Source organism: Modestobacter sp. SYSU DS0511, assembly GCF_054050755.1.
Genome location: NZ_JBJGZY010000014.1, coordinates 92,564 through 103,026, shown reverse-complemented (window position 1 = coordinate 103,026; position 10,463 = coordinate 92,564). Strand labels below are relative to the sequence as shown.

Annotated in this window: 12 protein-coding genes; 11 read left to right on the top strand and 1 reads right to left on the bottom strand. The window is 75.2% G+C overall.

Annotated elements, in window-relative coordinates; all coding sequences use genetic code 11:
- Positions 1-335: 335 nt before the first annotated feature.
- The 11 genes from ruvX to nusB are packed head-to-tail and all read left to right on the top strand — an operon-like array spanning position 336 to position 9,619.
- Complete coding sequence (ruvX, locus tag ACI783_RS09475; RefSeq protein ID WP_457140211.1) at positions 336-773, top strand: Holliday junction resolvase RuvX; 438 nt, start codon at positions 336-338, stop codon at positions 771-773.
- Positions 770-2,833, top strand: coding sequence for an endolytic transglycosylase MltG (gene mltG / locus ACI783_RS09470; RefSeq protein WP_457140210.1), 2,064 nt, complete (start codon positions 770-772; stop codon positions 2,831-2,833). The genes ruvX and mltG overlap by 4 nt, the downstream gene beginning before the upstream one ends.
- On the top strand, positions 2,806-3,645 hold the full coding sequence (locus ACI783_RS09465) for a shikimate dehydrogenase (protein ID WP_457140209.1): 840 nt from the start codon (positions 2,806-2,808) through the stop codon (positions 3,643-3,645). The genes mltG and ACI783_RS09465 overlap by 28 nt, the downstream gene beginning before the upstream one ends.
- 10 nt (positions 3,646-3,655) lie before the next feature.
- On the top strand, positions 3,656-4,312 hold the full coding sequence (locus tag ACI783_RS09460) for a prepilin peptidase (protein ID WP_457140208.1): 657 nt from the start codon (positions 3,656-3,658) through the stop codon (positions 4,310-4,312).
- Positions 4,313-4,348: 36 nt separating this feature from the next.
- A complete protein-coding gene (aroC, locus tag ACI783_RS09455; RefSeq protein WP_457140207.1) occupies positions 4,349-5,527 on the top strand; it encodes a chorismate synthase in 1,179 nt (392 codons plus the stop codon).
- The gene (locus tag ACI783_RS09450; protein ID WP_457140206.1) at positions 5,524-6,054 is read left to right on the top strand and encodes a shikimate kinase; all 531 of its coding nucleotides are present in this window, start codon (positions 5,524-5,526) and stop codon (positions 6,052-6,054) included. Before aroC ends, ACI783_RS09450 begins: the two co-directional genes overlap by 4 nt.
- Complete coding sequence (gene aroB / locus ACI783_RS09445; protein WP_457140205.1) at positions 6,051-7,115, top strand: 3-dehydroquinate synthase; 1,065 nt, start codon at positions 6,051-6,053, stop codon at positions 7,113-7,115. Before ACI783_RS09450 ends, aroB begins: the two co-directional genes overlap by 4 nt.
- Positions 7,112-7,558 carry a type II 3-dehydroquinate dehydratase gene (aroQ, locus tag ACI783_RS09440; RefSeq protein WP_457140204.1) on the top strand — a complete coding sequence of 149 codons (447 nt, stop codon included), beginning with the start codon at positions 7,112-7,114 and terminating at the stop codon, positions 7,556-7,558. The genes aroB and aroQ overlap by 4 nt, the downstream gene beginning before the upstream one ends.
- Positions 7,555-8,649: a M24 family metallopeptidase gene (locus ACI783_RS09435; protein ID WP_457140203.1), complete on the top strand. Its 1,095-nt coding sequence runs from the start codon at positions 7,555-7,557 to the stop codon at positions 8,647-8,649. The genes aroQ and ACI783_RS09435 overlap by 4 nt, the downstream gene beginning before the upstream one ends.
- A complete protein-coding gene (efp, locus tag ACI783_RS09430; protein WP_457084351.1) occupies positions 8,650-9,210 on the top strand; it encodes an elongation factor P in 561 nt (186 codons plus the stop codon).
- Between the two features lie 4 nt (positions 9,211-9,214).
- Entirely contained in the window at positions 9,215-9,619 is a 405-nt protein-coding gene (nusB, locus tag ACI783_RS09425) for a transcription antitermination factor NusB (protein ID WP_457140202.1), read from the top strand.
- A gap of 146 nt (positions 9,620-9,765) precedes the next feature.
- Here the strand turns inward: nusB and bldD are convergent, their stop codons facing one another.
- Positions 9,766-10,311, bottom strand: a complete 546-nt coding sequence (bldD, locus tag ACI783_RS09420; RefSeq protein ID WP_457140201.1) for a transcriptional regulator BldD — start codon at positions 10,309-10,311, stop codon at positions 9,766-9,768.
- Positions 10,312-10,463 lie beyond the last annotated feature (152 nt).

Here is a 10,463-nt window from a genome sequence, read left to right as displayed (position 1 = left end):
CCCCCCCCCCCCCCCCCCCCCCCCCCCCCCCCCCCCCCCCCCCCCCCCCCCCCCCCCCCCCCCCCCCCCCCCCCCCCCCCCCCCCCCCCCCCCCCCCCCCCCCCCCCCCCCCCCCCCCCCCCCCCGGGACTCCACCAGCACCCGCCGGAGCAGGCCCCGGAGACCGGCCGGCTGCAGCTGGGCGGCTACCCGCCCCGGGTGCCGGGCGCGATCCGCCGTCCCGACGTGGCCCCGGGCGACCGCCGCACCGACGGGCCGGACGAGGACGGCGACCCGCGGAGCCGGTCGTGAGCGGGCCGGACCGGTCCGGCCCGGCGTGGACACCCGGGCGGCGGATGGGCATCGACGTCGGGACCGTCCGCGTCGGCGTCGCCCTCTCCGACGCCACCGGCACCCTCGCCAGCCCGCTGGAGACCGTGCGGCGGACCAAGGACCGACGGGATCTGGACCACCTGGCCGGGCTAGTTGTGACACACGAGGTGGTCGAGGTGGTTGTGGGATTGCCCAAACACCTGTCGGGTGCGTCGGGCTCCTCGGCAAGAGATGCCAGCGCCTACGCTCGGGATCTGGCCAGCCGCATCGGGGACGTCCCGGTGCACCTCGTCGACGAAAGGCTCTCCACCGTGACCGCCGCCACCCACCTGCGCACCGGGGGCATCGACAGCCGCCGGCAGCGGTCGGTGATCGACCAGGCTGCCGCGGTCGTGATCCTGCAGAGCCACCTCGACGGTAGACCTCGCTCTGGCCCCGACTCCGGGAGGCCCACCTCGTGACCGACCCGACCCCGCCGCGTCCGCGCGGCAGACACTCCGAGCTCGACGCGGTCGAGGGCGCCGGGCGCCCCGCAGCCGAACTGCTCGCCGCCTGGGGCGCCACCACGACGCAGCTCTCCGAGGACGCCGGCGAGGCCCGAGGTGACGGGGCCCGGGGTGACCTGCCCGGCGCCGGCCGCCCCGGGCGCCGCCACGTGGCCGAGTCCGACACCGGTGCCCTGCCCGGCTCGCGGGTGCTGCGCGGTGGCGCGGCAGCGGCCGCGGCCCCGGCCGGCTGGGCCCGCGGCCCAGGTCCGGTGCCCGCGGCGCGGGTCGCGGCCGACGTCGCCCCGCGCACCACCGAGCTCGCCGTCCCGCCGTTGGCCCCGGGGCAGGTCCTCCCCGGCCGGGGGGTGCCCGCCGGGCGCAGGCCCGCCGACGACCTCCGGCCGCGGACGTCGACGTACGGCCCGGCCGCGCCCGCCGACGACCACGACGACCGGTTCGACGTGGGCGACACCGACCCGAGCTGGCGCGCCGGGCGCCGCCTGGTGCCGGACGTGCCGCCGCCGGCGGGCGGCCTCGGCGTCCTGGTGGGCAGCCGGACCACCGGTGCGGGCGTGGCGCCGGCCCTGAGCACCGGTGAGATCGCCACCGAGGTGCACCCGGTGGTCTGGGCCGACGACCGCGGCGCGGACGAGGTCGACGCCGACGACGACACCGCATGGACCCGGGACGACGTCGTCTGGGCGGAGCGCTCCTGGGCCGAGGACCGCCACCACGGCGATGAGCCGGACGTTCCGGACGCCCAGCCCGACGGCGAGTTCCACGGAGCCGAGCAGCAGGGCGCCGGTCACCAGCACCCCGACCACCACCGCTTCGACGACCACCTCGGTGCGGACCCCGGCCACCACCACGACGACGTCCCGCACGACCGGACCGGTGGTCTGGACGTCCTCGGTGCCGGCGGCGGGTCCGGTGGCGGGGGTCGCGGTCGGCGCGGCGGGTCCAGTGGCGGCCACGGTGGCGGGGCGTCCCGGAGCAGCCGGCGCCGGCCGGTCACGATCGTGCTGTCCCTGCTGGTGCTGGCCGGCCTCGTCGCGGGCATCGTGTTCGGCGGGCAGGCGCTGTGGCGCACGCTCAACCCGGTGTCGGAGGACTACACCGGTCAGGGCACCGGCTCGGTCGAGGTCCGCGTCAACGAGGGCGACTCGCTGCGGGCCATCGCCCGTTCGCTGGTGTCCGCCGACGTCATCGCCTCCACCGGACCGTTCCTGGAGGCAGCCGAGGCGAACGACTCGGCCACCGGCATCCAGCCCGGCGTCTACGAGATGCGCCAGCAGATGTCCGGCGCGTCCGCGCTGGACCTGATGCTGCACCCCGAGACCCGGATGGTCACCAAGGTGACCCTGCGGGAGGGCCTGACCGTCAGCCAGACGCTCAGCCGGCTGGCCGAGGCCACCGGCATCCCGCTGGCGGAGTGGGAGGCGGCGGCGGCCGACCCGGCAGCGCTCGGACTGCCCGCCTACGCCGGCGGCATGCTCGAGGGCTTCCTGTTCCCGGCCACCTACGACGTGACCCCCGACGACACCCCGGTCTCGGTGCTGTCGGCCATGATCGCCCGCGCCGACCAGGTGCTCACCCAGCTCGGCGTGCCGGTCGAGCAGCGGCTGGAGGTCGTCACCAAGGCCAGCATCGTGCAGGCCGAGGCGGGCAACGTCACCGACATGGGCATGGTGGCGCAGGTCGTGGAGAACCGGCTGCGCGACGGCATGGCGCTGCAGATGGACTCCACGGTGAACTACGCCAACGGCAAGGGCGGGATCACCACGACTCCGGAGGACCGGGCCAACCCCTCGCCGTACAACACCTACCTGCACCCCGGGCTGCCGCCGGGGGCGATCGGCAACCCGGGCGAGGACGCGATCAAGGCCGTGCTCGACCCGACGCCGGGGGAGTGGCGCTACTTCGTGGTGGTCGACCCGGACACCGGCGAGACCCGCTTCGCGGTGACCGGCCAGGAGCACCAGCAGAACGTCGTCCTGTTCCAGCAGTGGCTGCAGGACAACCCGGGCAACTGAGCGGCGGGCCGGGGGCGGGCGGGCGTGCCGCCGTCCTCGGCCGGCCGGTCAGCCACTCCCTCTCCCCGCTGCTGCACCGGGCGGCCTATGCCGCACTGGGGCTGCAGGGCTGGACCTACGACGCCCTCGACGTGGGCGCGGAGGACCTGCCGGTGCTGCTGGCCGGGCTGGGCCCCGAGTGGCGCGGCTTCTCGGTGACCATGCCGTGCAAGCAGGCGGCGGTCGAGGTCGCCGACGAGGTCGACCGGCTGCCCCGGTTGCTCAACGCGGCCAACACGCTGGTGCGCACCGACCGCGGCTGGCGAGCGGAGAACACCGACGTCCAGGGCGTCGGGATGGCGCTGCAGCTGGGCGGGGTCGAGCAGGTCGAGCACGCCGCGGTGCTGGGCGCCGGCGGGACCGCGGCTGCCGCGGTCACCGCGCTGGCGTCGCTCGGCGCCCGGCGGATCGACGTCGTCGTCCGCGAGCCGGCCCGCGCCGGCGACCTGCTGCGCGTGATCGACGAGCTGGGGCTCACCTCCGACGTCCAGCGCCTGGACCGCACCGGCGCGCTCACCGCGCCGGTCGTGGTGAGCACCGTGCCCGTCGCCGGGCAGCCGGCGGTGGCCGACCTGGCCTGGTGGCGCGGGCAGACCGTGCTCGACGTGCTCTACGCCGGCTGGCCCACCCCGCTGGCCCGGCGCGTGCAGGAGGCCGGGGGCGCCACCATCAGCGGCCTGGAGGTGCTGTTCTGGCAGGCCACCGCGCAGGTCGAGCTGATGACCGGGCTCCCGGCGCCGATCGCGGCGATGCGCGCCGCGCTGGACGCCTGACCCGGCGCCGGTGACCGTCGCGCTGACCGGTGCCGGCGCCGTGCTGGGTGCGCTGCTGGGGCCGTGGCTGGCGACGGTGACCGTGCGGCTGGCCCGCCGCGACGCCACCGCCCGGCCGACCCCCCGCCGTGTGCTGTGGACCTGCACGGCCGCCGCGGCCGCGCTGGCGGCGGCGCCCGCACTGGCCGCGGTGCGGCCGGCCGCAGTCGCGCTGGCGTGGTTCGGGGGCGCCGCCGTCGTCCTGGCCGGGGTCGACCTGGCCAGCCACCGGTTGCCGGACCGGGTCACCTTCCCGGCGGCGCTGGTCGTCACCGCCGCCCTGGCGGTGGACGGCGCGGTCACCGGCACCTGGCCGGCGGTGGGCCGGGCGGTGCTCGCCGCCGCGGTGGCCTGGGCGGTGCTCACCGGGGTCCGGCTGGTCGACCCCCGCTCGTTCGGCGGCGGGGACGTCAAGCTGCTCGGGCTGATCGGCCTGCTGCTGGGCTGGGCCGGGTGGGGCGTGCTGCTGACCGGGCTGTTCGCCGGGCTGCTGATCGGGGCGCTCGGGTCGCTGCTGCTGATCGCCACCGGCCGTGCGCGCTGGCGCACGGCGGTCCCGTTCGGCCCGCCGCTGCTGCTCGGCGGGTACGTCGCGCTCGCCCTTGCCGGGCCGCTGCCCGGTCCGTGAACGATCCCGTCGGGACGTGCTGGCAGAATCCCGGACATGTTGCGCTGGCTGACCGCCGGTGAGTCGCACGGCCAGCAGCTCACCGCCATCCTCGAAGGGCTCCCCGCCGGCGTGCGGGTGCAGACCACCGACCTCGACACCCAGCTCGCCCGCCGCCGCCTGGGCCACGGGCGCAGCGCGCGGATGAGCTTCGAGGAGGACGTCGTCACCCTCACCGGTGGCGTCCGGCACGGCGTCACCCAGGGCGGGCCGATCGCCGTCCAGATCGGCAACACCGAGTGGCCCAAGTGGTCCACCGTGATGTCCGCCGACCCGGTCGACCCCGAGGTCCTCGAGGGCCAGGCGCGCAACGCCCCGCTCACCCGGCCCCGGCCGGGCCACGCCGACCTGGCGGGGCTGCAGAAGTACGGCTTCGACGACGTGCGCCCCGTGCTGGAGCGGGCCAGCGCCCGCGAGACCGCGGCCCGGGTGGCGCTCGGCACGGTGGCCCGGCAGTTCCTGCAGCAGGTGCTCGGGGTGCAGGTGGTCAGCCACGTCGTCGGCATCGGCCCGGTCACCGTCCCCGACGGCGTCCTGCCCGGCCCGGAGGACAACCCGCGGATCGACCAGGACCCGGTGCGCTGCGCCGACCCGGACACCAGCGGCCTGATGGTCGCCGAGGTCGACGACGCCCGGAAGTCCGGCGACACGCTCGGCGGCGTCGTCGAGGTGGTCGTGCACGGCCTGCCGCCCGGCCTGGGCAGCCACGTGCACTGGGACCGCCGGCTGGACTCCCGGCTGGCCGGCGCCCTGATGGGCGTGCAGTCGGTGAAGGCCGTGGAGGTCGGCGACGGGCTGGAGACCGCCCGCCGCCGCGGCTCGGTCGCCCACGACGAGATCGAACTGGTGGACGGCGCGCTGCAGCGGCGCACCGACCGCGCCGGCGGCATCGAGGGCGGGATGACCAACGGCGAGGTGCTGCGCGTGCGCGCGGCCATGAAGCCGATCAGCACGGTGCCCCGCGCGCTGGACACCGTCGACGTCACCACCAAGGAGGCGGCGGTCGCGATCAACCAGCGCTCCGACGCCTGCGCCGTCCCGCGCGGCAGCGTGGTGATGGAGGCGATGGTCGCCCTGGTGCTGGCCGACGCGGTGCTGGAGAAGTTCGGCGGCGACTCGGTGCCCGAGACCCGCCGCAACGTCCAGGGCTACCTCGACGCGCTGCCGATCCGGTGACCGGCCCGCGGCTGGTGCTCGTCGGCCCGCCGGCGTCGGGCAAGACCACGGTGGGCACCGCGGTGGCCGACGCGCTCGGCCTGTCCTTCCGGGACACCGACGCCGACGTCGAGGCGCTGACCGGCAGCACCATCGCCGACCTGTTCGTGCAGCAGGGCGAGGCCTCCTTCCGGGCGCTGGAGGAGCAGGCGGTGGCCCGGGCGCTGGCCGAGCACCGCGGCGTGCTGGCGCTCGGCGGGGGCGCGGTGACCAGCGCCGCCAGCCGGGCCCTGCTCGTCGCCCACGGCCGGGCCGGCGGCGCGGTCGTCTGGCTCGACGTCGACGTCCCCACCGCAGCCCGCCGGGTGGGGTTGTCCCGGGACCGACCGCTGCTGGCGGTCAACCCACGCGCCATGCTGCGCACCATGCTCGAGGCCCGCGCTCCGCTCTACGCCGAGGTCGCCACCGCGACCGTGTCCACCAGCGACCGGGATGTCGACGCCGTCGTTGCCGACGTGCTGGCCAGCACCCAGGAGGTCCACCCGTGACCGCGCACCGGATCACCGTGGCCGGCGACCGCCCCTACGACGTCGTCATCGGCCCCGGCGTGCAGGCCGAGCTCGGGCTGCTGCTGGCCGGCACGCCCCGCGCGGTCGTGGTGCACAGCCGGGCGCTGGCCGCCGCGGCCGGCGCCGCGGTCGAGACGCTGCAGGAGGCCGGGGTCGCCGCCGAGGCGGTCGCGGTCCCCGACGGCGAGGCGGCCAAGACCGCCGAGGTCGCCGCCGGCGCGTGGGAGGAGTTCGGTCAGCTCGGGCTCACCCGGTCCGACGCCGTCGTCGGCGTGGGCGGCGGCGCGGTCACCGACCTGGCGGGGTTCCTCGCCGCCACCTGGCTGCGCGGGGTCCGGGTGGTCCAGGTGCCGACCAGCCTGCTGGGCATGGTCGACGCCGCGGTCGGTGGCAAGACCGGCATCAACACCCGGGCCGGCAAGAACCTGGTCGGCGCGTTCCACCCGCCGGCCGGCGTGCTCGCCGACACCGACGCCCTCGCCGGCCTGCCCGAGGCGGAGTTCCGCGCCGGCCTGGCCGAGGTGGTCAAGTGCGGCTTCATCGCCGACGGGCGGGTGCTGGAGCTGCTCGAGGCCGATCCCACCGGCCGGGCCGACACGGTGGAGCTGATCGCCCGGGCCGTGCAGGTGAAGGCCGATGCAGTGGGGGAGGACCTGTACGACACCGGCCGCCGTGAGTTCCTCAACTACGGGCACACCCTGGCCCACGCCATCGAGCGGGTGGAGGACTTCGGCTGGCGGCACGGCGAGGCGGTCGCCGTCGGCCTGGTGTTCGCCGCGGAGCTCGCCGGCCAGGCCGGGCTGCTGTCGGCCGGCGACGTCGCCCGGCACCGCGACCTGATCGCCGCCATGGGCCTGCCCACCACCTACCGCGGCGACTGGCAGCAGCTGCAGGCGGTGATGCGGGTGGACAAGAAGGCCCGGGGTGCCTCGCTGCGCTTCGTCGTCCTCGACGGCCTCGGCAAGCCGCGCATCCTGACCGACCCCGACCCGGCCTGGCTGGACGCCGCCTGGGCCGCCGTGAACGAGGAGTCAGCATGACGATCCAGGTGCTCAACGGGGCGAACCTCGGCCGGCTCGGCACCCGCGAGCCCGAGGTCTACGGGACGACGACGTACGCCGAGCTGGTGCAGCTGATCGAGGCGGCGGCCGCCGAGCTGGGGCTCGACGTCGTCGTGCGCCAGACCGACTCCGAGGCCGAGCTGCTCGGCTGGGTGCACGCGGCCACCGACGCCGGCGACCCGATCGTGGTCAACCCCGGCGGCTGGTCGCACACCTCCGTGGTGCTGCACGACGCCCTGGCCGCGGTCACCGCCCCCGTGGTCGAGGTGCACATCAGCAACATCCACCGACGCGAGGAGTTCCGGCACCACTCCTACGTCTCCCGCGTCGCCGACGGCGTGATCGCCGGGCTCGGCGTGCAGGGCTACGAGCTGGCGCTGCGGTACCTCGCAGCCCAGGGCGCGGGCAAGGGCGCGCGATGAGCCGGGACACCGCCCGTGAGGCCGGGCGGCGGGAGCGGTTGCGCGCCGTCGCCGCCGAGCAGGGCCTGGACGCCGTTCTGGTGACCAACCTGCTCAACGTGCGCTACCTGACCGGCTTCACCGGCTCCAACGGTGCGCTGCTGCTGCGCACCGATCCGTCGCCCGCCGAGCCCGACCTGCTCGGCACCGACGGCCGGTACACCACCCAGGCGCAGACCCAGGTGCCCGACGTCGAGCTCCTGGTCGACCGGGGCACCGTGACGGCGCTGGCCGCCCGGGCGGCGGGCCGGATCGGGTTCGAGTCGCACGTGATGACCGTCGACGGGCTGCGCTCGCTCGAGCGGGTGGTCGGCGACGCGGAGCTGATCAGCATCCGCCGCGCCGTCGAGGCGCTGCGCGCGGTCAAGGACGACGGCGAGATCGAGTCGCTGCGCCGGGCCTGCGCCGTCGCCGACCGGGCACTGGCCGAGCTGGCCACCGAGGGAGCGCTGCGGCCGGGCCGCACCGAGCTGGAGGTCGGCCGCGAGCTGGACGCGCGGATGCTCGCGCTCGGCGCGGAGTCGCCCAGCTTCGAGACGATCGTGGCCACCGGCGCCAACTCGGCCATCCCGCACCACCGGCCCGACGCCACCGTGCTGCGTGACGGCGACTTCCTGAAGCTCGACTTCGGCGCCACGGTCGACGGGTACCACTCGGACATGACCCGCACGTTCGTGCTGGGGTACGCCGCCGACTGGCAGCGTGAGGTGTACGAGCTGGTCACCGCGTCGCAGGCGGCCGGCCGGGCGGCCCTGGCGGTCGGTGCGGAGGTCGTCGCGGTCGACGCCGCGTCCCGCGACGTCATCGTCGCCGCCGGGCACGGCGACCACTTCACCCACGGCCTGGGGCACGGGGTGGGCCTGGAGATCCACGAGGCACCGGGGATCTCGGCGCTGGGCGCAGGTACCCTGGCCGCTGGCATGGCCGTCACCGTGGAGCCGGGCGTGTACCTGCCCGGGCACGGCGGTGTCCGGATCGAGGACACCCTCATCGTCACGGACGACGAGCCCGAGTTGTTGACCCTCACGAGCAAGGAACTGCTGGTTCTCTGAATGGCTACCACCAACGACCTCAAGAACGGCATCGTCCTCAACCTGGACGGCCAGCTCTGGACCGTCACCGACTTCCAGCACGTCAAGCCGGGCAAGGGTGGCGCCTTCGTGCGCACGACCCTGAAGAACGTGCTGTCGGGCAAGGTCGTCGACAAGACCTTCAACGCCGGCACCAAGGTCGAGACGGCGACCGTCGACAAGCGCTCGATGACCTACCTCTACAAGGAGGGCACCGACTTCGTCTTCATGGACGGTGACACCTTCGAGCAGATCTACGTCCCCGAGGCCACGGTCGGCAGCGGCGCGGACTACCTGCTGGACAACACCGAGGTCACCGTGGCCGTGCACGACGACACCCCGCTGTACGTCGAGCTCCCGGTGACCATGGAGCTCGTGGTGCAGCACACCGACCCGGGCCTGCAGGGCGACCGCTCGACCGGTGGCACGAAGCCGGCGACGCTGGAGACCGGTGCCGAGATCCAGGTGCCGCTGTTCATCAGCACCGGCGAGAAGCTGAAGGTCGACACCCGCGACGGCCGCTACCTCGGCCGGGTCAGCTGACCTCGTGGCCGCCCGTTCCAAGGCGCGCAAGCGCGCGGTCGACGTCCTCTACGAGGCCGACCTGCGCAGCAGCGACCCGCTCGCGGTGCTCCGCGACCGGGTCGGCGACGACTCCCCGCCGGTGCCCGACCACGCCGTCCGGCTCGTCGAGGGCGTGGTCGAGCAGCAGGCGCGGATCGACGAGCTGATCGAGCGGCACGCCCAGGGCTGGTCGCTGGACCGGCTGCCCGACGTCGACCGTGCCATCCTGCGGATGGCCACCTACGAGCTGCTGTGGGTCGACGACGTCCCGGACGCCGTGGTGATCGACGAGGCGGTGACGCTGGCCAAGGCGCTGTCCACCGACGACTCCCCGGCCTACGTCAACGGCGTCCTCGGCGGCATCGTCAAGGCCGAGATCCCCACCTGACGTCGAACCGGCGGTTCTGCTCCCAGCTCGGCCGGACGGCTGGCCGGAGTGGCTGCTCCGGGAGCAAGCCCTGACGTCAGCGCAGCGCTCGAACGTGAACGGCCCACTCTGCAGCGCAGAGTGGGCCGTTCACGTCCAGCAGTGCCTCAGCGGGGGGCGCGCCGCCGGTCGCCGCCCCAGCTGGGCTCGTCGTCGTCCTCGGTGGCGTAGCCGACGCCGTCCGGGCCGGGGGAGAGGACGCCCCACTCGATGAGCCGGGTGGTCAGCTCGTCGGGGCTCATGTCGTAGATGATCGCCAGCGACTTGAGGTCCTCGGCGCGGATGGACAGCACCTTGCCGTTGTAGTCGTGGCGCTGCGCCTGGATGGTCGAGGCGTAGCGGGCCAGCGGCCCGGCCTCGTCGGCCGGCAGCGACCCGAGCGACTCCAGGTTCAGCACGATCTTGGTGCTCTTGGTGACGGCGCTGCTCGGCCGCGGGTCGGGCAGCAGCTCGGACACCGGGACGCCGTAGAACACGGCGAGCTCGGACAGCCGCTGGACGGTGACCGCCCGGTCGCCCCGTTCGTACGAGCCCACGACGACGGCCTTCCAGCGTCCGTGCGACTTGTCCTCCACGCCCTGCAGCGACAGGCCCTGCTGGTTGCGGATCGCTCGCAGGCGGGCGCCAAGCGCTCGCGAGTAGTCGGTGCTCATCGTCTCTGCTCACTGACTGTCGTCGGATGGGAGCCGTACTGGTGACGCAGAGTACCGAGCCTGCGTCCGGAGCGACAGTCGGGCGGCCCCCGTGCGAGGTAGATCGGTCGATCCGGGCACGGTCGGCGGTCACATCGGCCGGTGCAGTACCG

Bases quoted from the DNA above. Each gene is read 5' to 3' on its own strand.
- ruvX (WP_457140211.1), top strand. From the start codon at position 336: ATGGGCATCGACGTCGGGACCGTCCGCGTCGGCGTCGCCCTCTCCGAC.
- aroC (WP_457140207.1), top strand. From the start codon at position 4,349: ATGTTGCGCTGGCTGACCGCCGGTGAGTCGCACGGCCAGCAGCTCACC.
- aroQ (WP_457140204.1), top strand. From the start codon at position 7,112: ATGACGATCCAGGTGCTCAACGGGGCGAACCTCGGCCGGCTCGGCACC.
- ACI783_RS09435 (WP_457140203.1), top strand. From the start codon at position 7,555: ATGAGCCGGGACACCGCCCGTGAGGCCGGGCGGCGGGAGCGGTTGCGC.
- efp (WP_457084351.1), top strand. From the start codon at position 8,650: ATGGCTACCACCAACGACCTCAAGAACGGCATCGTCCTCAACCTGGAC.
- bldD (WP_457140201.1), bottom strand. From the start codon at position 10,311: ATGAGCACCGACTACTCGCGAGCGCTTGGCGCCCGCCTGCGAGCGATC.